The organism is Planctopirus limnophila DSM 3776 (assembly GCF_000092105.1).
GTDB lineage: Bacteria > Planctomycetota > Planctomycetia > Planctomycetales > Planctomycetaceae > Planctopirus > Planctopirus limnophila.
In genome coordinates this window covers 1624903-1645890 of the sequence record NC_014148.1, presented here as the reverse complement: position 1 = coordinate 1645890, position 20988 = coordinate 1624903, and the positions used below count along the sequence as shown (strand labels likewise).

Annotated in this window: 19 protein-coding genes; 8 read left to right on the top strand and 11 right to left on the bottom strand. The window is 52.9% G+C overall.

Annotation, left to right across the window (positions count from 1 at the left end; translation table 11 throughout):
- Positions 1-170 precede the first annotated feature (170 nt).
- Complete coding sequence (gene xylA / locus PLIM_RS06650) at positions 171-1484, top strand: xylose isomerase (protein WP_013109552.1); 1314 nt, start codon at positions 171-173, stop codon at positions 1482-1484.
- 496 nt (positions 1485-1980) lie between these two features.
- Positions 1981-2478, top strand: coding sequence for a formaldehyde-activating enzyme (fae, locus tag PLIM_RS06645; protein WP_013109550.1), 498 nt, complete (start codon positions 1981-1983; stop codon positions 2476-2478).
- Between the two features lie 193 nt (positions 2479-2671).
- On the opposite strand, the gene PLIM_RS06640 is transcribed toward fae, so the two are convergent.
- The 5 genes from PLIM_RS06640 to PLIM_RS24095 form a co-directional block, all read right to left on the bottom strand.
- A complete protein-coding gene (locus PLIM_RS06640) occupies positions 2672-3289 on the bottom strand; it encodes a hypothetical protein (protein WP_148227008.1) in 618 nt (205 codons plus the stop codon).
- A 292-nt stretch (positions 3290-3581) separates the two neighbouring features.
- On the bottom strand, positions 3582-4976 hold the full coding sequence (locus tag PLIM_RS06635) for a Gfo/Idh/MocA family oxidoreductase (protein ID WP_013109548.1): 1395 nt from the start codon (positions 4974-4976) through the stop codon (positions 3582-3584).
- 373 nt (positions 4977-5349) lie between these two features.
- Positions 5350-5808 carry a TraR/DksA family transcriptional regulator gene (locus PLIM_RS06630; RefSeq protein WP_013109547.1) on the bottom strand — a complete coding sequence of 153 codons (459 nt, stop codon included), beginning with the start codon at positions 5806-5808 and terminating at the stop codon, positions 5350-5352.
- 379 nt (positions 5809-6187) lie between these two features.
- Positions 6188-7306, bottom strand: a complete 1119-nt coding sequence (locus PLIM_RS06625) for a glycosyltransferase (RefSeq protein WP_013109546.1) — start codon at positions 7304-7306, stop codon at positions 6188-6190.
- Between the two features lie 68 nt (positions 7307-7374).
- Positions 7375-7563, bottom strand: a complete 189-nt coding sequence (locus PLIM_RS24095) for a hypothetical protein (protein ID WP_148227007.1) — start codon at positions 7561-7563, stop codon at positions 7375-7377.
- 74 nt (positions 7564-7637) lie between these two features.
- On the opposite strand from PLIM_RS24095, the gene PLIM_RS06615 reads away from it, so the two are divergent.
- The 3 genes from PLIM_RS06615 to PLIM_RS06605 all read left to right on the top strand — a co-directional run bounded on the left by PLIM_RS06615 (position 7638) and on the right by PLIM_RS06605 (position 11200).
- Complete coding sequence (locus PLIM_RS06615) at positions 7638-8597, top strand: alpha/beta hydrolase (protein WP_041401299.1); 960 nt, start codon at positions 7638-7640, stop codon at positions 8595-8597.
- A gap of 212 nt (positions 8598-8809) precedes the next feature.
- Entirely contained in the window at positions 8810-9790 is a 981-nt protein-coding gene (locus PLIM_RS22565; protein ID WP_013109543.1) for a metal-dependent hydrolase, read from the top strand.
- Between the two features lie 165 nt (positions 9791-9955).
- Positions 9956-11200 carry a CvpA family protein gene (locus PLIM_RS06605; RefSeq protein ID WP_013109542.1) on the top strand — a complete coding sequence of 415 codons (1245 nt, stop codon included), beginning with the start codon at positions 9956-9958 and terminating at the stop codon, positions 11198-11200.
- 62 nt (positions 11201-11262) lie between these two features.
- Here PLIM_RS06605 and PLIM_RS06600 read toward each other — a convergent pair whose 3' ends face one another.
- The 6 genes from PLIM_RS06600 to PLIM_RS06575 all read right to left on the bottom strand — a co-directional run bounded on the left by PLIM_RS06600 (position 11263) and on the right by PLIM_RS06575 (position 17672).
- Complete coding sequence (locus tag PLIM_RS06600) at positions 11263-13137, bottom strand: hypothetical protein (RefSeq protein WP_013109541.1); 1875 nt, start codon at positions 13135-13137, stop codon at positions 11263-11265.
- Between the two features lie 83 nt (positions 13138-13220).
- Positions 13221-14531 carry a hypothetical protein gene (locus PLIM_RS06595; protein WP_041401297.1) on the bottom strand — a complete coding sequence of 437 codons (1311 nt, stop codon included), beginning with the start codon at positions 14529-14531 and terminating at the stop codon, positions 13221-13223.
- Positions 14532-14542: 11 nt separating this feature from the next.
- Complete coding sequence (locus tag PLIM_RS06590) at positions 14543-15685, bottom strand: prenyltransferase/squalene oxidase repeat-containing protein (protein WP_196349539.1); 1143 nt, start codon at positions 15683-15685, stop codon at positions 14543-14545.
- Positions 15660-16148 (bottom strand): hypothetical protein, encoded by a 489-nt coding sequence (locus PLIM_RS06585; RefSeq protein ID WP_013109538.1) that lies wholly within the window; start codon positions 16146-16148, stop codon positions 15660-15662. Before PLIM_RS06585 ends, PLIM_RS06590 begins: the two co-directional genes overlap by 26 nt.
- 419 nt (positions 16149-16567) lie before the next feature.
- Positions 16568-16789 carry a hypothetical protein gene (locus tag PLIM_RS06580; RefSeq protein ID WP_013109537.1) on the bottom strand — a complete coding sequence of 74 codons (222 nt, stop codon included), beginning with the start codon at positions 16787-16789 and terminating at the stop codon, positions 16568-16570.
- Between the two features lie 367 nt (positions 16790-17156).
- Positions 17157-17672, bottom strand: a complete 516-nt coding sequence (locus tag PLIM_RS06575; protein ID WP_013109536.1) for an HU family DNA-binding protein — start codon at positions 17670-17672, stop codon at positions 17157-17159.
- Between the two features lie 345 nt (positions 17673-18017).
- Here PLIM_RS06575 and nadB point away from each other — a divergent pair, with 345 nt between their 5' ends.
- From nadB to PLIM_RS06560, 3 genes are all read left to right on the top strand, one after another.
- Positions 18018-19655, top strand: coding sequence for an L-aspartate oxidase (nadB, locus tag PLIM_RS06570; RefSeq protein ID WP_013109535.1), 1638 nt, complete (start codon positions 18018-18020; stop codon positions 19653-19655).
- A gap of 88 nt (positions 19656-19743) precedes the next feature.
- Complete coding sequence (locus PLIM_RS06565; protein WP_013109534.1) at positions 19744-20034, top strand: hypothetical protein; 291 nt, start codon at positions 19744-19746, stop codon at positions 20032-20034.
- A 32-nt stretch (positions 20035-20066) separates the two neighbouring features.
- Complete coding sequence (locus PLIM_RS06560) at positions 20067-20732, top strand: YdeI/OmpD-associated family protein (RefSeq protein ID WP_013109533.1); 666 nt, start codon at positions 20067-20069, stop codon at positions 20730-20732.
- Positions 20733-20988 lie beyond the last annotated feature (256 nt).

The following is a 20988-nucleotide window of genomic DNA, read 5'->3' as shown; positions in this document are numbered from 1 at the left end:
AATCACAGAATTTCAGCTCAGCCCGACCAGTAAAAAAACACGAATCCTGCGAGAAATATTTCATCAATGCTCGTGGATCTGTTTTGTGTCCAGCCTCAGTGGTAAACTTCGCGCACTGCAGAGCGATGGCCGCTCGCACATTCACTCATTCATGCCAAGAAGCACTGCTCATGTCGTACTTTCCTGAAATCTCGAAGATCGTCTACGAAGGCCCAAAGTCTAAAAATCCGCTGGCTTTCAAGCATTACAACGCGGACGAACAGATCGAAGGGCAATCCATGAAGGATCTGCTCCGGTACAGCGTGGCCTACTGGCACACCTTCCGCGGCACCGGAAGTGATCCATTTGGTGGAGCCACTTTGCAAAAGCCCTGGGATGACGGCACAGAATCCGTGGCCAACGCCATCAAGCGAGTCGATGTGGCCTTTGAGTTCGTCGAAAAGCTGGGAGCCCCGTTCTACTGCTTCCATGACCGCGATGTGGCTCCCGAAGGGGCCACACTGGCTGAGTCGAACAAGAATCTCGACGCCGTGGTCGCTCGACTGAAGGAGAAACAGCTGGAAACCGGAATCAAGCTTCTCTGGGGCACTGCCAATCTCTTTTCGCACCCACGGTACATGCACGGAGCTGCGACCAGCCCCAATGCCGATGTCTTTGCATATGCCTGTGCACAGGTCAAAAAAGCACTGGAAGTCACCCACGAACTCGGCGGTGAAAACTATGTGTTCTGGGGTGGTCGCGAAGGCTATCAGAACCTCTACAACACCGATATGAAACGAGAACTCGACCATCTGGCCAAGTTCATGCATCTCGCGGTCGAACATGCCAAGGCCATTGGCTTCAAAGGTCAGTTCCTGTTTGAACCTAAGCCGAAAGAACCGACCAAGCATCAGTACGATTTCGATGTGGCAGCCTGTATGAACTTCTGCCGGGCTTATGGCCTGACAGATTACGTCAAAATGAACATCGAAACGAACCACGCCACGCTGGCGGGCCACACGATGATGCATGAACTGGCGTATGCCTCAATGCAGAATGCACTGGGAAGCATTGATGCCAACACTGGCGACCTGCTCCTGGGCTGGGATACCGATCAATTCCCGACAGACATTTACCTGACGACACAGTGCATGCTGGTGATCCTCGAACAACAGGGACTGGCACCGGGTGGGATCAACTTCGATGCCAAGGTTCGTCGTGAAAGCTTCGAGCCGGTGGATCTCTTCTATGCTCACATTGGCGGAATGGATGCTTTTGCCCGTGGTGCAAAGATTGCGGCCGCCATTCGTAAAGATGGCGTGCTCAAGGATTTCGTAAAGAATCGTTACGCCACCTGGGATGCAGGGATTGGCAACAGCGTTGAATCTGGCAAGATCACCTTTGCCGATCTGGAAAAGTACGTATTGGAAGGTAAAGCGGTTGCCAAGAATCAGTCGGGGCGACAGGAACTGCTGGAAAACATCATCAATGATTACATTCAGTAATCTTTGGGCATGAATGTCGGCATGAGAAAAAGAGCTTCGTTCCCTGCAGGACGAGGCTCTTTTTTCAATCCGGCACCTCTTATACGGTTCCCAGGAAACAACTGTGTGTTGTTGGTCGCGAAGACATGCTTGCACAAGGCTGCAAGCATGGCACACGGAGCCCTTTGTTCTCATGGAAAGTGTATTAGCAGAAAGATGGTGGGCCTGGACTGCCTGGCAACCATCACGATCGTCCTTGCCTGCTGGCTTTTGCACTTGGGCTGTGTTAGAAACACTCTCGAAATGAAACCATAAGCGATGGGATGAGTGGCTCTGGCAACTCACTTCTGGCTTGTAGAAAGCTTGGATATTGAGCAGGTTGTAAACGTATTGACGGGAGCGTCAAGGCAAGATCGAGTCACCAGGCTCATTGATCTCTTGACCTGACTGCTCCCCGGAACCGTCCTGCTTTGATCATATTCCTTCGAATGCGAAGAACGGACGAAAGGCACATCTCATGTCATTTTACATCGGTGAAGCACTGGCTGGCGAAGGCAACGAAATTGCCCACATCGACCTCATGATTGGTGACAAGAACGGCCCCGTCGGCGTGGCCTTTGCCAATGCCCTGGCCGACCAGAAAGCTGGACATTCAAACCTGCTGGCTGTCCTCACACCGAATCTGGCTGTCAAGCCAGCCACCGTGATGATCACCAAGGTCACGATCAAGGGTGCCCGCCAGGCTGTCCAGATGTTTGGTCCTGCCCAGTATGCAGTAGCGAAGGCTGTGGCGGATTCTGTTGCCGAAGGGGTTATTCCTAAGGATCAGGCTGAAAAGCTCGTGATTGTTTGCGGCGTCTTCATTCACTGGGAAGCCGCCGATGATCGCAAGATTGTCGACTACAACTACGAAGCAACTAAGCTCGCGATTGCTCGCGCCATGAAGAACGAGCCGAGTGCCGATGAAATGATCGCGAAGAAGGATTCCGCCAAGCATCCATTCTCTGGCATCTAGTTTTCCAGTGCCTCAAGCACAACACAAAAGCAGCCCTCGGTTCGAATCGAAAGATTCAGCCGAGGGCTGTTTGCTGGAGTGATCAAGAAAACATGGTCGACCGAAGTCTTCAGACATAGCACTTAGCCAGTAATATCATTCATCCGGCCCGCAGCTCCCATTATGCAACATTCGTGTTCAGATCATCGGATCGTCATGGGAGATAGAGCAGCGAAAATCGGCGATCCGGGGGCAGATAACCGGGGTTCGTTGTCCCTTGCTGGTTGTTCCAGGAGTTAAAGGCCCAGGGCGGAGCCACCTGATAAGCCGCATCATTCCGCAAGAGTTGCCTGGCGTAGCCGGCTTCCAGTTGGGGAATCCCCTGTGGATACCAGCGCGCTGCCTGCTGTCCATACGCTTCCAGCGGGTCCTGTCGCACGCCGACGACCACTCCTGCTGAAGGCCAACCGGCAAACTGCTTGATGCTCTGAGGTGCCTGAGGACTTCCGACGAGATACCCCGGTTGCTGAATCATCATGCGATTTTCCATCCAGAGCACCTGTTCAATGCCGGGCTGAATCTGCCGTGGATCGATGGCAGGATCAGCCTGGGGCCGCATTGAGTCTGCTGGAGGCTCCATGATTGCTGCGGAGGAGACGGCCACTTGTCCAGGCGCAGGAACATCATCCAGTTCCAGTTTAGCGACTGTTGATCGATTCAAAGTTCGCCGAATGACCAGACCATCGCGTATCGTTTCAAGAATCAGACTCTGTCCATTGCCCGAAAATTCCGCCGTATCGGCTTTCAAAATCCGTCCATCGACCAAAGTCACCACAGCGCCAGCTTGCGCAACCTCTAAAGATCCCCAGAGGCATGTTGCAAGAATGCCACAGATGATTCGCTGGTTGACCATTGCGTTGCCCTTTGTCATCAAAACGAGGAGTCGTCTCCCCTGGTTGACAACAATCGCAAATTGAACGCCGGTCGAAAGGAATTCCTGGCTAGTGAGAACCCGGTTCCTGAGAACGATGGTCCAAGTCACCACCACGGAAAAGTAAAAACCTTCTCAACAGCAGTTGTGTTGAGAAGGTTTTTCATTCTGTCAGAATCTATTGATCAAAGTCTCAGACACTCACATTGATCTCATAACCCTTACGCTGTTCGCGCGAGAGCCACTGGTTCAAAGCGGGGTCGTTGGTGATGGTTTCCGATTGTGAATCCCAATCGATCTTCTTGCCTGTACGAATCGCGATGTTCGCCAGATGGCAAACCGTCATGGCCCTATGATGCGAGTAGACATCCGAGATGGGATCTGTTCGATCCTTGATGCATTCAAAGAAGTTCCCCATGTGATTACCGGGGACCTTCCCTTTGTAAATCTTCACGAGTGCTTCTTCGGTAATCGGGTTCTCTTTCAGATCTTCCACGGGTTTGCCCTTCATGGCACCCCGGCTGACGTGGAAGCGACCTTCAGTTCCTTCAAACAGAATTCCGTTGCCGTCTTTGGACTTGCTGACGATGTGCATTTCGACATCGTTCGGGCACATGACCTTGACGTCGAATTCCGTGGCAGCGTTGTAGCGATCGACCTGCTGAGGCCAGCCATCTTTCATTTCGCATGGATGTGTGGCCGAAATGCCTTCAACTGAGGTGGGGCCGCTGGAATCCATTTCGATGGCCCAACTGGCAATATCGACGTGGTGAGCACCCCAGTCGGTCATCTTGCCGCCCGAATACTCGTACCACCAGCGGAATTCATAGTGGCAGCGGCTGTTGCCCCATTTGCTGCCTGTCTGTTTGAAACGGAAATCGACCATTGGCGCCTGGCCCAGCCACATATCCCAGTTGATATCGGCGGGAGTGGGAACAGCCGGAATTTCTCCACTGGATGGAGCACCACCAATATCGCAGGTAATTTTCTGCACTTTTCCAATACGGCCATCGCGAATCATCGCGACCGCCTTGAGAAAGTTCAGCCCCATTTCACTGCGTTGTTGTGTGCCAACCTGGAAAACACGTTTGGTCTCTTTGAGGACCTTGACGATCTGCTTGCCTTCCTGGATGGTCAAAGTGAGTGGTTTCTCACAGTACACATCTTTGCCAGCCTGCATGGCTTCAATCGCAATCTTCGAGTGCCAGTGGTCAGGGGTGACAATCGTGACGACGTCGATATCCTTGCGATCAAGGATCCTGCGGTAGTCTTCGTAGGCCTCGACATCACGCGTGAGATTTCGTTTGCCGTGGATTTCGAGGACCTTTTCGCGTCCCTTGCCGACGTGGGATTTATCGACATCACACACTGCAGCCCCATCGGAATAGCGGAGTGCTCCACCCACAATCTGGTACCAGCGATCCCCTGTCCCGATACAACCCAGCACTGGTCTTTCGTTGGGACTTTGCATGGCGCGAACTGAGTTGGTCATCGCCCAGTAGGGCATCGTGGCACCGGCCAGAGCAGCCGTGGTTTTGAGGAAGTCACGACGATCGACGCCGGTTTTCTGAACAGAACGCTGAGTCATAGAGAGGTTGCTCCACAGAAAAGAGGGGTACAGACGAGGGCGACAGTATGGCCAGTTGAATCAACGTCATCAGATCACACACGTTGTTGATCAATGACTCCTCGAATGGTGACGAAAGAATCATAACGATCAACGATCATTGATGTAAACAATCTCTGTTCTGTTTGGATGAAGATCGAGACCGGATTCTTTGCATAGAAGATTTTCCAGGAGAAGGATTTCTGTTCTGCGAAATCAGGCAACGCCAAAGCTTGTCGTCAGTTGGAAAAATCAAAGGGCAGGACATCGCCTGGATGTCCTGCCCTTAAAATGGATCACAGCTATGTCTTAAAAAGACGTCTCAGGTGACTGAGGACGCTTCTCAATTCACAGATCATTCGGAAGCGAGATCGAAATCCTGAACACTGTATTCGGCTGTGTTGGAGCGCCGCTCATGATCGTAAGCTTTACGCCAATCGACCGAGTAGGCGTCTTCGTCATTGTCTCCCAGATCTTCCTGGCGACGTTGACATTCGACACAAACCGTGGTGAATGGGACAGCCTGAAGTCGGGCCAGAGGAATAGCTTTGGAGCATTTCTGGCAGACTCCGTAATGACCTTCTTCAATCAGCGCCAGGGCGCGGTTGATTTGCATCAACTCACGTGTTTCCAAGGCGGCTAACTGAGTATGAAGCTCGGACTGCTCCACCAGTGCAGCGGTTTCACCAAGGTCATTAATGCCATCGTCTGGCGAATAGGCCAGACCCATTTCTTCTGCAATTTTCGACCTGAGATCTTCACGTTGCAGGAGCAGGTGCTTCTTGATCTTGGCGACAGCGTCATTGCGAGACATGGTGCACCTCCTGCTAAATTAAAGCTCAATACTATCCGGGCACGAACGATCGCCCGGTTCCTTCTTTCCAACGCAGTTATCATGCCAGTCGATTTCAGCATTCGCCTCAATTATTTCGCTTGGCGAACGATTTTCCGCTGAAACAGCATTCACAAGATGTACCTGCGTAGAGCATCTGCCTTTCAGGCAAACTGGTTGAACGCTCGATGAATACTACGACCAAGACCAGAAAAGCGTGAGGAAAACTGATTTGTGATTCATTTGAATTTGCAAGTTTTTATGTCTGTCGCTGGATTTTAGAGAATCTTCCACTTTTGCAACTAGCTTTTCATGGACTGAAAAAAGCTCCCGCATCTCAGAGATGTCACAAAAAATGGACTTAACCATTGACTGCATTTAAACTTCTGTAAACAGATACCCAGCGATCCACCATTTGAGAAATCGTAAATTCACTGGAAACTCGCTGCCGCGCCTGCTGGCCCAGATGATGCCGCAGTTCGGGCTCATCAATGAACCGCCGCAGCCCTTGCATCAATCCCACAGCATCCCCGGCATTGAACAAAAGACCACTTCTGGCATTCTCGATCAACTCTGCGTTCGCTGGAATTGCACTTGCCAGGCAGGGAACTCCCCAACTCATCGCTTCTAACAGGCTATTGGACATCCCTTCAAAGCGACTCGGCAAACAAAACGCATCGATATGTCGATAGATCTCATCTGTTTTGTTCACATGTCCCGCAAAATGGACATGGGCATTGGCATGCACGGCATGTACCAATCTCTCCAGTCGACCTCGTTCCGGGCCATCTCCCGCAATGTAAAGATGACACTGAGGACGAATCTGCCTTAAGGTTTCAATAGCCCAGATCAGGTCTTGAATGGCTTTTTGCGGGGCCAGTCTGCCGACATAACCCACCACAAAACTTTCTTTGGGAATCCCCTGCTCGCTTCTCCAAGTCTCTTTGGAAGCCAGCGAAACTGGTTCGATTACAGGCAACTCAATGCCATTGGGAATACAACCCAGCTTGCTCTCTGGAATGCCCAACTTCCGATAAAACTCCACCACGCTTTTCGAGTTACCGATGAGTTGATCGGTCCCGGCGATGAGACGCCGATCAAGGAATGTCTGCCAACCAGCTTTCCAACTGTCGACGCAACGCTCAGAAACGACCACTTTGGCGCGAGGAACGGCTCTGGCAGCCAGACGACCATAAGCATTGGCAGCAAAAAGCCAGGTATGGACAATATCTGGATCAAACTCGATCAATTCGCGTCGAAGCCGTGAGTAAGCCCAGGGATCGAACTTCCATCGCTTGTTTAGAATACGCACTTCGATGTCGTGCTCTTGCAGAATTTTCTCATAAGGGCCGCCTCTGGTGAGTGCCAGGACTCTGCAGGTAAAATCCGCTTTCGACAAATGAGTCGCTAACAGCGTGAACTGCTTTTCAGCCCCTGACTGATCCAGCGTCGGAATGATCAGAGCAATCCTTTGTGGCACAAACACGTCCCTTAGCGAGCCTGACAGTCAATTTTCGAAAAACGAGCGTCGATTCCACTCAATTGGCTTCAATGACTGACAGACAAGATCGTCTTTAACTGAAAAAGTTGCAACAACTGGCTCACTTCACAACCCATCAAATCCATCTGTTCGACGGCAAGGAACACAGCTATCTTGCCGACGAACCAGCAAATGGCAATCCTCAACAGGCTTTCAGAGAAGCCGATCAGCTTGTCATCCCTTTGGGGTTGGGCCACATTCCCCCTGCGACCCGAAGGATCATCACCTCGGAACCATGACCTGAGCATCCCGTCACACAAGATCGATAACCATGTTGCCAGGCCATTTGATGAGCGATCCGCAACCGGCACTTGCCTCTCTTCCCGAACCGCGGCAGTTGGTCATGTCCGATGGCTCTGTGCTGAATTATCGCCTCTGGCAACCGACCCAACCGACTGGTCGTGCTCTTATTCTGCTGCATGGCATACAAAGCCACTCGCTCTGGTACGATCGATCCTGCTCCCATTGGGCTCAACAAGGCTGGCTGATCCTGGCCCCTGATCGACGTGGATCAGGACTTAACTCCACCCATCGAGGTGATGTCCAGCATGCCGATCGCTGGTTATTCGACATTTCCGCTTGGATCAACCTTGCCAGAAGTCTCACAACAGGCTCACTGAGGCAGTCATTTCGTGATCAACCCTTGGTATCATTCCAACCTCAGATTGTGCTGGCAGGAATGAGTTGGGGTGGTCGCCTGGCAGCCGCCTATGCAAGTTTGTGGCCTGAAAAAATCTCAGCCTGCATGCTGTTGTACCCAGGGATCTGTCCCCGGATCGAGCCGAATCGATTGCAGAAATTACTATTGAAATTCGTTCAAAACACCTCAATGAGCCCAAAGCTCAAAAAGATTCCCGGGCTGGAACCTGAGCGATTCACCAGAAACATCTCAGCTCAGGAATTTATTGCGCATGACTCTCTCGCCCTCAGAGAAGCCACATTACGATTTTTCTGGCACCACCATCAATTAGGGCCGCTGGCGCTCCAGGGGCTGAGCCATCCTCAAAGACCCGTCTTCCTCGCTTTGGCCGGCCAGGATCAGATAATTGACAGCCATCGCACTCAAGCTCTTTTCCAGAAAGAACTTCAACATTCGCCACTTCCCCACGAACTCCAGTGGTATGCAGAGGCGGCTCACACCATCGAATTCGAACCTTGCCACGCGTTGTTCCTCGAACAGAGTACAAACTGGCTCAACCGTGTCTGCCCTGCCTTCTCCCAAAGCGCATGAAGCTGCTTTCTGCCATACCTCATCACCGGCATAAACTGCCGATCATCGCCATAACCTCCTGAATTGGCAAAGAGTTGCATTGACCCATTCCAAGTGAGCGGCATATATCTTGCATGTTATGTCCTGTGCGAGAAGGAGTCTGGCACGATTGCTCGACAAGCCAACTCAACTGATATGAATTCTCGATCTGGTGTCTCCAACGGAATGGCTCCATGGCGGGCTTTCAGACACATATTGGCGTCGCAGCAGCAGTAGGCACGGGGTATGCCTACTGGGGCTACTACACCTTGCAAATGCCAGTTCCCACCTGCCTGCTGGCTGGTGGCTTCGTAACCATTGCGGGAATGATGCCCGATCTCGACAGTGATTCTGGAATTCCTGCTCGGGAAACGATCACCTTTGCAGCCGCCATTATTCCGATGATTTTGATGAATCGCCTGATCTCATCAGGGCTCTCAGCCGAACAACTCGTTCTGGTGGGCATTCCTCTTTATCTATTTATTCGCTTTGCCATCGGAACACTTCTGAAGCGTTTCACGATTCACCGGGGAATGTTCCACAGCATCCCCGCGATTGCCATTGCCGGAATGATTGGTTTTTTGATCTGCGATGCCGATATGCATGGAGCTCGTATCTATAAAACCATCGCCGTCATGCTGGGCTACACCACTCATCTGGTGCTGGATGAAATCTGGAGTGTCAATCTGAATGGTGCTGTCCCGACTCTCAAAAAATCCTTTGGCACAGCTCTCAAATTCTTCAGCAACGACCCCACAGCTACATCAGCCACTTACGGCATGCTCCTGCTGCTGGGACTGTTTGTCCTGCGTGATGCGTCTCCCGAAGTGAAACAGCGTATGGCTGGCTTCGTCCCGTCCATCTCGGCTTTTGCAACAAACGAAACAAACCAGAAATCCGCGGCGATTCCTCCCAGAAACTCTCCACAGAGCCGGAGTTCACGCGAAATATCTCCAACCATAGAGCAACCACCTGTGAGAGACTGGGCGAGAACTCCCTCTCGATCAACCGGGGATCAGCCAATGGACCCCTGGTCACAATCCGCGCCTTTGCCTCCATCGCAAAGATGGACACCTCCCCGCGATCCAACAAAAAATCGAAGTTCAGACTCCTGGTCAGAAGTTCGCAAGTCTGATGAATTCGCTCCGGATCATTTCAGTAACGGTTGGCGCTGAAACTGCTGTAATTGGTGCAAACTGCTCTGTATCAGAAGGACAAACTCTGTCAGATTCCCTACAGATTCCAGCTTTCAGGTTCATCGCCGATAACGGGCGACGACTCCTCGGTGCAAACCAGCAACGAAAGCTGGAATTGGTTCGCCAGATTCAAGGGCATTGCTCATGACCACTTACGACATCGTGATGCTGCTGATTGTGGTCGGTATGGCCATTCAGGGTGCCTGGCGCGGTCTCGCATGGCAGGTGGCTCCCGTCGCCTCATTAATTCTGGGCTACATGGTCGCAGGGCCAGTTTCTCCTTCACTGGCTCCTTTGTTTGGTGACCCACCTTTGGCCGATGTTCTGGCACTCATTGCCGTTTACGTGGCAGTCTCACTGGCCGTCTACCTGATGATTCGCTCGGTCAAGGAGTCACTCGAAAAACTCAAGCTGGCCGAGTTTGACAAGCATCTGGGATTCCTGCTGGGGGCCGTCAAAGGGGTGATTCTCACTGTGGTCGTGACTGTCCTGCTCATCACAGTTTCACCCGCTGCTCGCCAAATGATTCTGCAGACGGAATCTCATTCGATTGCTCGACTCATCATTGGGGAAGCTTTGCCCCTGATGCCCGAAACATTTCGCAATACCCTTTCGCCCTATCTCCGCGAATTCCAGACTGACTCAATTGCGTATCGAAATGATGACAGCAATGCCTACTCTGGGAACAGATCGCGCCCTGGAGTTCGTCCTTCACCGGCTCGCCCAGAGCCTGGGGAACTGACGGATCGGAGTCGCAGATCTTCCAGTGAAGTTCCCACGCAACCAGTCTCTCAAGGCTCATCGAGCAGCCGGCTGACACAGATGTGGGATCAACTTTGGGGGCAGACTGCTAATCCTGGTTCTGAGCCTCCTGCTGCCCAACCTCGTCAAAACCTTCCTGCAAACAACTCGCGGGATCGCTTCCGGAATTACGATCCTTATGGCGGTTCGAATAACACCCGCGAGAACCCCTACTCGGCCCCCACTCGAAGTTCTGCAGATGATCGCTTTGCACCGCCCCGCAATTACGAATCAACAAGTCAGTCGAATTATCGCAGTGAGCCAGTCCGTCCTTATTCGCCCGTTTTGTGGGGCGATAATGCGGAAGGTGGCGATGCCCCCCTGTTCGATGCCTCCAGTGTGACTCGCGATTTTGTCCGCGATCAGGTGATTGCTCCTGCCGTCGGCCGCATGCGTGACGAACTGGATCGCAGCATTCGGGAAAGCTGGCCCGACTCATTCAATCGCCCCACCTCTGGCAACTATCCCGGAAGCAGCTATGAGAGCAGCAGCTATCCGAGCGACAGATATCCGAGTAGCAGTAATCCTTCTGGCAGCAACTCGACCGCGAGTCCGGCACCAAGACGATCCTCCTCGGGTGGTTACTAGAACAATTCTGATTCACCGGGAATAGTTCACTTCTCGCAATCAGGCTGTTGAGAAAACTCGCTTCAAAGCCGCGGCGTGTAGCGATAGACCACAATCCCCGCCTGTGGATCTTCGAAGCAAATTTCGGTCTGATCTCGAAACAGGGCGATCTCTTTCCAATCGTTGACCGGACAGACACTGGTATCGATCACCAGATATCTTACTCCCGCCAGAGTCAGCAGCCGCATCGATTCTTCGCTGGGGAAAGTCTCCATGGCATCTCGCAATTCCAGATAGGCATCTGGAAAGAAACCTGAGTAACCATTGACCATGGGACGGTGATGCCGGGTTTGCCAGTACATCCACAGCGTCGTGGATTCATACGCACTGGCATCGCTTCCATTAGCAAATGGTAAGCAAGCAAGCACTTCATGCGGCTCCGTCGTCTGCCGGAGATCATCAATCCACTGAGGTGTCGGATGAACCTGCGGCACAGGATGACAGACCTGTGGCATCGGCCAGACCTCATAAACAGCCAAGCCCAGTACGAGGATGGCTGGCGAAGTCAGCAGCGCCTGAAGGCTGAGCTGTCGCCAGCCGAACTCATGATCTGGCCCGCTTTCGACCAACTTTCGGAACCATCTCCAGCGATCCAATGAAAATGCTTCCGCACCTTGAATAGCCAACAAGTGCCAGCCCAGTTGGACAAAAGCGCCAAATCGAAACGGGCTGCGCAAATGAGAAAATCCAGGATAATGATCGCGCAGCCATAACGATGGCGACCAACCGAAAATCTCGTACTCCGGCCCAAAGGAAAGGAGCAGCGAAACCACACTGAATGTCAGCACGGTACAAGTCAGCAGCCTTCGATCCTGTCGATAGAGACCCACGACCAATCCCCATGTGCCGAGGATCGTCACGACAGCACCACAGCCCATGCGCCAGATGTTTTGCCGGGCTGGCTCAATCGCTGTGGGATAATCCCCCAGTCGGGCTGTGAGTGACCAGGTGTAATCACTCCACCGGGCCGAGAGATTCTGCACGAGTTCTAACGGCCGCTCGGCTTGCCACTTTTCTTCTCGGGCGGCTTCCTGCTGAACACGCGCCATCGGCCCGATCAAACAGGCCGCCAGTATTGCTGCTGCAAACAGGCTGGCCCAGACTTTCCAGCGTCTCCAATCGGGGAGCAGAAACCAGCCAGCGGTGAACAGCAGCAACCCACTGATCCCAATCGATAAACTCAGTAGCAAGCCAAAATAGTTACACGACCAGTACGTCAATCCAAAACTCAAGCCCAAACCCAAAGAGGTTCTCCAACCTGGCTCCCGGCAACATTTCAAAATCCAGTAGATCGTCCAGAGGGGCCCCGCCAGTGCCAATAACTGCAACACACCCATTTGCCAGAACGAAAAGGGAAGTCGCTGGATGAGTAAGCCACCTAATAGTGCCAGAGGAGACGAAACATGGACCAACCGGAGCAATGACCAACTCGCATGTCCACACATTGCCAGTAAAATCAGCACAGCCAGGTTGTAGCAGAGAATCATGGAGTCAGTGGCGACATAGACGGGGGCTAAGAGCATCGTGGTGGGCTGTGGCTCTGAAAGTGCGAATGTCAGCTGCGCCGGTGAGAAGATCGGTGCATGCCAATACTCCGCAAAACCGTGTCCTAACTGATCAATGTTCCACCAGATGGTCCAGAGATTAAACAACGGTACCGTGGCCTCTCCTTCCAGTCCGATCGGGATGGCCGTCAAGAGCGTTGCCGACATGGGCCACGTCAACCAGATCGCCGTCAGTAGAAAAAACAACCCCGGCCACAGCTTGAGCAGCCATGGCATGAGCTTGGATCCCGCTTGTAAGGAAAGTTCTTTTTCAGTCACAACGAGGTCTGTCTGAGAGGCATTGATCGAAGGTCGTCCACAGGTGAACTGGCTGAAATGCAGCAAACGGAACATCGTCCATCGCAATCAGCAAGCGAGCTGAAACATGTGCAAATTGTAAGCATACACACAAATCATCGTTAACGATTCAAATCCCGCTACTTGACCCGCAGCGAGACATCGCTCCAGATCAATTGCATCCCCTGGTCGCCCGCCGGGCCACTCTTCGCTCTGAAAGTCAGCTTTTCTTCCTCAGTCACGATGAAATCTAACTGGAACGCTTCCGATTTGTTTTGGAGGTTCATTTCCTGGCTGCCCCAGAGAGTTTTTCCATTCTGCTCGATACTGGCCTTGGCAGCAGCGGAAAGTGTGGTGGCCCCCGGAACATGGACTCGGCCTGAGAGTTGATATGCCCCTTTTGCTAACCGCCAGGTCACCTCGGCTTCTGGAGACATACTGAGTGACCAGAAAGCGGTTTCGTCAAATCCTTCATGAATCCCCGTGAGACGATTCCTGCTTGTCTGTCTGGTGAGAAGAATGTTTTTGGTCGTTGAGGAGCCTTGAACGGTCGCCGGGAGCCAAGGGTGCCAGGCATGAGATTCCAGTGGCAGATCATCGAGCCATTGGAGCGAATCGGGAGCAAATTCGATGGTCAGAATATCCTGCATAGGAACTACCAGTCGAGTTCCCGTCATCAGCAGAAATTCGAGCTTTACTGGAGGTTCCTTTTCGCCATTGACAGTTCGAAGTTCTCGCACCGTAAACGCCGAACCGTCATTGGTCACCACGCGCCAGCGCTGCTTCGCAGGTTGAGGTACGACCAGTAGCTCTTCATTAAAGACCAGTGCCGCCATGCGAAAACGAGGAACCTGCACCGATTCTTTCAAACGCATCAATGTCGCCTGCTCAGCACCGAGTTCTATGAACTCGCCAGGGAATTCGTCGCCATTGGAGAGAAGTGCGACATCGTCCTTTCGAGCGGCAGCGTCTCTCAATGATTGGATCCGTCTGCGAAAACTGGCTCTGGCAAAGGAACTGGTCGGAGCTTTCAGGACAGCCACTTCGACCGATTCCAGCGGGATTGGCTCAGCCTGCCATTTGGTCTGCTCAACCCAGCCAATCTGGAGTTTTTCGTCTTGTATCTCTTTGACAAATGCGGCAATCCGGTCGCCGTTGGTCAACCAGATTTCGTGTTGAGGGACAGGGAGCCCATCGTAAGCTGCCTTCGACTCAGAACGAAAATCGATGCGAGCGATTTCTTTCCATGGCCAGCGCGATGGAGTCCCATCAGCCGCAGTGATCGCCAGCTCATTTCCATCCATTCGCACCTGATGCGCTGTAATCACCTGCGCATTGACGAGTTGAATACGAGCTGGCAAGGCGGGTTCGTGATCAGCACTCCAGACTGGTATCGAGCCCAGCAGATAAACGGGCATCAAAGCATTGAAGATCAGGAGTCGAGTGTTCACAGGCGGGCCCGTTATCGCTGAAAGATTGGCAAATAGTTATTGGGCATTTGCAGAATCAGACAGGCCATGGCAGTGCCATACTCGGCACAAATCAGCGAATCGGGCCAGCTTCCATCGGGGAGTTGCCGCTCGAGGAGTTCATCTCGAATGCCAGAGTACCAGTTTTCCCAACCCTCACCACCGCGATGCCACATGACCTGCACTGCGTAGTAATGGCCGTAATAGAAATGATTCTCATAGCGAAAGAGTTCTGCTCTGGGTGAAAACCTCAGCAGGTACTCAATCCCGGTGCGAATTTCCGGCCCTTCATAGATACCGGCACTGTTCAACGCCACCAATGCTGCAGCAGATCTCGGAAACTGGCTTTGTGGTCGGGGCTCCAGTCGATACCGGAATCCGCCATCACCATTCTGGCACTTCTTCACATATTCGGTACAGCGATCGACTGTTTCCCGAGGGACGGCAATCCCTGCATTTCGGGCCGCCCTCAAGGCCATCATCTGACAGACAGTCACCGAGATATCGGCATCTTTTCCATCCGGGTCATAACGCCATCCTCCTTCGGGATTTTGCGAGCCTACAATCAGATTCACGGCATTTTTCAGGGCTGTGCGCACATTTTCCTGAGGAGTCATGCCATAGACTTCCGCCAGATAAAGTGTTGCAAAGCCATGCCCGTACATGGGCCCATGCGAAGGACTCTCCTCGCAAAGAATGTAACCTGAGGGCTTGGAGTGCTTGAGAATGAAGTCGATCGACAGCTTGATTTCCGTCGCATACTTGCCGCGGCTGGGAGTACTGCCGGCAGCCAGCATCGACATCCCTGCCAACCCGGTGACTGCCACATTTCTCCGATAAATTGACCCGGAACCAAACGAACCATCGGTATGCTGGCGGGCAGCAAGAAAAGCCAGCCCTTTATTAATGCTGGCGTCTGTCGCGGGTGTCAGCAGCTTACGGGCATCGATCTCGATGGTATCCCGACGTGGGAGAGGTTTTTCAATTTGAACATCCGCTGGTGATCTTTCAGGCACTTGCGCTGAAGCGACTCTTCCCCCAAAGACCAATGAGATCGCCAGCAAATAGATCATGACTGCCGGCGAAAAATCTCGCTTCCGGCCACGCCCCTCAGAAAGGATCAACGGCCATGCCATTCGCAGTTGTCGCCACAGGCGGAGCAGCAACCATGGCCGCTCGACTGGACGGAAAACCACCGTCAGGCCGTGCGACCATAGTGGCGGCACCATCAGGCCCGGGAAACTGCCTTTGTTCGTAGACCAATCGAGGAGTTGCTTCTGGTTTCTGATAGGGCACCGGCTGCTCAGCAAAGGGAGAACCTGGGCGTGCCTGGCCAACTGTCGCCTGGATCGAACGGAGATCGAATGACTGGCGTTCGTCGGTACGCGGAGCAATGAATGCTCTCGGGCGGTTAAAAGTATCGGGGGCGACATACTTTTCAGGGTAAGGGTCATGTATTTCAGACGCCTTCCGTTCTGTGGCGATAGGCCTGGGCATCAGCGTGAGATAGCGGCCTTCACCAGCACAACCAGAGAAAAGTTGTCCTGACAGGATGAGTAAACCAATCGTCAACATCGAAAACAGTTGCGGGCGATCCATCGGGCAGTTCCTTCTGCACAGGGCTTCCTGCCATCTCCCTGAAGAACTGAGAAAGCCTAAACGCGACTATAGGCAATTTCTGCCGCTTTGCCTAGAACGGCTTTGTGTCGAGATTTTCCGATAGCACCGGCAACAGGAACGCTTGCCAACAGCCGTAGACCTTCGGCGAAAATGGAATATGCCCGTCACGGAACCATTCCGAGACGGGCATATCATTTTTTCATAGCCAGCTTGACGCAGCAAAACCTGAAAAGGCAAAGCCATGAGCCATGCTGATTAATAGCGATTCATCAACATCATCACGATTGATGACGCGTGGCTGATTCGATGTCACAGGCTGCTTCAATGTGAAAGCCGTCGCATGTGCAAGCCGAGGGCAAAAAAGCCTTCAGCATACGGCAGTCATCAGCAGAGCGACTTTAGAATATACCGCCATGGGTGCGATACGGTGTCGCCAGATCAGGCATATCGAGGCCCCAGACGCGATCCCAGATTTCCGGAATATGGCGATAGCCTTCCGAAACGTAGATCAGCTGGCGGGCTCGAACGTCTGGTGAAGACGAATAAATAGGAACTATGCATCCCACCTGAAAGGTGGTGGCTGCAAGCAGTAAAAGTCCGGCAAACAATCGAGTCCGCATGTTCCCCTCCCTGGGAAATTGTCCGACACACCGCGTGCATCAGACAGCCTGCAGGGCAGCTCCTTACCGCCCTGAATGGCTCTCGTTCTGCTGGGAGTTATCGACGCAATTCCCCGTTAACTTTGGAAAAGTCGTCGTATTCGCGCAAAACGTTTATCTTTAGGCATTCTTTGCTCTTACGTTTTCACATTGATGCAGTTTCTGCCTGTTGGAAGCCTGTTTCGACACACGATCTCCCTAAGCATCAGTGCTCGAACGCCACTGGCAACTGTGGCTTGATCAGAAAACGAAAAAACCGCTCTCTCGAGCGGTTCTCTGTACTGATGACAGGATAAGGCAGGAAACGTCAGGCGTCTTTAATTACGCATCAGACCTGCCCTGAGTCTTGGGAAGTGCCGGGAACTGCGGTCTCGCTGATACCCGATTCATGCCCATTGACTGAAGGCAACGGGGCTGGAACTGGGCTGATGGCAGCAGCAGGTTCGGCATAGCTCGGTGGAGGAGTTGCTGCAACTGGAGCAGGAATTGCCGCAACCTGCTCAGCGGCGCGTTCAGCAGCCTGTTCCTGTTCGTGGCGAGCCATGGCTTCACGGGCAGCAGCTTCTTCCAGCTGCCGCACCTTTTCTTCCATCTCTTTCCCGGGCTTGAAAGTGACCACGAACTTTTCGGGAACAAAGACCTTATCGCCCGTCCTGGGATTTCGAGCCTTACGGGCTGCACGCTTCTTCACTTCGAAGACACCAAAGTTGCGAAGTTCAATGCGTCCGTCCGCCACCAGAGTCTCCACAATGGCGTCGAACGTCTTCTGGACAATCTCTTTCGTTTTGAGTTGGGTCAGCCCAATCTCGTCGGAGATCGCTTTGACAATTTCTTTCTTTGTCACGTTCGAGGCCTCCCGAAGCTGGAAACGGCTAATGTGAAGCGGTTGTCAGTCCATGACACGGACGCTCAAAATGTAGTTCGCATTATGACGTAAAGTCAAGTGGTTCTTGAATCTGCCGCTTCTTCAAGGTTGACTTATGTCAAATTCATCACTTCCTGCCTATTTCGAAGTCCCCAAAGATATCTTCCCGGAAACCCTCGTCTGGAGTCGGTCAACTCCTCTCAATCCGTTAAGATTCTGGAAACAATTCTTTGGGCTAAGAGAACATTCCTCGTCGTCGAGAACCTGTTCCTCGCGGGGATCTCTTCATAGAAACCAAGCTCTCAACGAACATACTGGAACTGCATGAGCAACATCGGCCCCATCGAACTCGAAACCAAGCGGCGGTACCTGGTGGAGTTCGATCCCAAACGAATTCCTCACCTTTTCACCGATGTACTGATCATTGGCGCAGGCATTGCCGGCATGCGGGCGGCCTTGGCCATCGATCCCTCATTACAAGTCGTTGTGGCGACCAAAGACCAGGTCTACAACTCGAATAGTGCCTGGGCGCAAGGTGGCATTGCCGGTGTGTTCGATCCCTACGACGACATCGCGAATCATGCGGCAGATACCATGACGGCTGGCAAGGGACTTTGCGATTCCGTCGTTGTCGATACAGTTGTCCAGGAAGCCTCTGAGCGAATCCTCGAGCTTGTCGGCATGGGTGCCAGGTTCGATGAAGTGGCCGGTGGTGGGATTGCCCTGACTCAGGAAGGTGGCCATAGCCACAGGCGCGTCGTCCATGCCTTAGGAGATGCGACCGGGAAAGAAGTGATGCGGGCACTTATTGATCGAGTTCGTGCTTTACCCAACGTCGATATCTGGGAAAAAACCTTTACGATTGACCTGCTCACCAGAGATCGCGAATGCCGCGGTGCCCTCGTTTGGAACCCAAATCACGGCAAAACCTTCGTCTGGGCCAAACAGACAATTCTCGCGACGGGTGGTGCGGGCAGACTTTTCCGCGAAACGACCAATCCGGATATTGCCACGGCGGATGGACAGGCCATGGCCTTCCGTGCCGGTGCTGTTCTTCGGGATATGGAATTCATGCAGTTCCACCCCACGGTTCTTTACATCGCGGGTGGCTCGCGCCATCTCGTCTCCGAAGCGGTTCGAGGTGAGGGAGCTTACCTGCGGGATTGTCATGGATATCGCTTCATGGCCGATTACAACCCGCTGCTCGAACTGGCACCACGCGATGATGTCAGCCGGGCCATTACCCGACAGATGGAAAAAACGCGGCACCATTGCGTCTACCTCGACTTGAGTCACCTGCCCGTGCAGCTTGTTCGCGAACGGTTCCCGCACATCAGCCAGGTCTGCTCCGATTTCGGCCTCGATCTGGCCAAAGATCAGATTCCTGTTCGTCCCGGTGCCCACTATATGATTGGCGGTCTGAAAACCGACCTCGAGGCACGAACATCTCTGCCCCGGTTATTCGCTGCCGGCGAGGTTTCCAGCACGGGTCTCCATGGAGCCAATCGATTAGCGAGTAACAGCTTATTGGAAGGACTGGTCTTCGGTCTCCGGGCTGGGCGCAATGCCTCGAATGCTGCCCTGTCTGAGTCGGATGTCTTTACGGCCCATACGATTGATTCGTCGCCTCGTTCGCCGGCGGAAAACATCGAAGAACCTCTCCGCGTCGACGACCTGCTGAATTCACTCACCAGTGAAATGTGGCGTAACGTGGGGATCGAGCGAAATGCAGCCGATCTGCTGGCGGCTTTGCATCAGGTCGATTTCTGGGATCGGTACGTGGGCCGCAGGGAATTCTCGACGGTTGCCGGTTGGGAACTGCAGAACATGCTCCTCGTCGCCCGGACGGTGATTCATGCCGCCATGAAGCGCGAAGAAACCCGCGGCACACACAGCCGCAGCGACTTTCCGCTCACTGATCCTGAACAGGCAGACCATATTGAAGTGGTGCGAGCCAGCTAATCTGTGATTCTGCCGAGTTGTTGAGATCAAAGAGGGTAACATGTTTCCTCACCCTGCCTGAAACTGCTCAAATGGAGTGAGTCAATCCGTGAACGAACCTGACTGGTTTCGTGGAATGATCTTCGGATTCCTGGGCCTGATCATTGGTCCTGTCATCGCATGGCTTGTACTGGCGATCCCCACGCAACTCTTCTGGCCACGTGGTGGAGAAGCAACAATTGCTGCCTCGATGATTTATCTCTGGAGTGCTCCCGCTTATCTTCTCTCGGGTCTTGTCCTCGGGCCATTGGCTGGTCTGATTTGGGGCTTGTATTCACCAAACATCATCAGCCTGCTGAATCGATTGATCAACTGGATGATCAACTTCTTCCGACGTTAAAATGAATCAGCACATCGCGGAGATCATCGATCATGGCATTTTCTGGCCGCTCACCGAAGGCCTCAAAGCCAGCCCTTGCTTCATTGGAAAGCAAGCTCGAACCCGAAAACTCGATCCATTGCGAGAACCGCAATGCGTGGCGAGCGTGGCTGCAAACACATCACCTCGCATCGACAGGCGTCTGGCTCATCACCTACAAAAAAGGCCGGCATCACGAATGGCTGGGCTATGATGCCATCGTCGAGGAAGCGCTTTGCTTCGGGTGGATCGACAGCCTTCCACGAAAACTCGACGAAACCCGCACAATGCTTTATGTCTCTCCCCGAAAGCCCAAAAGCGGTTGGTCGAAAGTCAACAAAGAACGTATCCACCGTCTCGAACAACAGGGACTTCTAGCTCCAGCAGGCATGGCCAGAATTCAAGCGGCCAAAGAGGATGGCAGTTGGGATAAGCTGACGACAGTCGATGAACTCGAAGTGCCGGATGATCTTGCCGAGGAATTCGCCCGCTGGCCTGGTTCGTCGGCGAACTTTGCAGCTTTCCCTCCTTCGGCCAGACGCGGCATTCTCGAATGGATTCTCAATGCCAAAAGGCCACAGACTCGTCATGCGAGGATTGTCGAAACAGCGAGTCAAGCAGCGCGTAATGAGCGTGCCAATCAGTGGAAACCCAAATCATCGCCTGGGGCCAATTCCTGATGAACGTCCTGTTCTTTGCCTCAGGCCGAAATGTACCATCAACTCGCTTCCGCGTTGAACCTCTCGTGAGCATATGGCGTAAAAATGAGACCTTTTCATGTACACTTGGGCTCATTCGATTTTGGCTCCGCGGCATGCAATTTCATTAAAATTCCCTTATTAGTAATGAACGCTTGCCGTCAACTGCCCCGTGACCTTCCATATTGAGAAGAGTTGCTGTTTGCTCAAATTCAATTCTCCTCATCCTAAGCTGTCG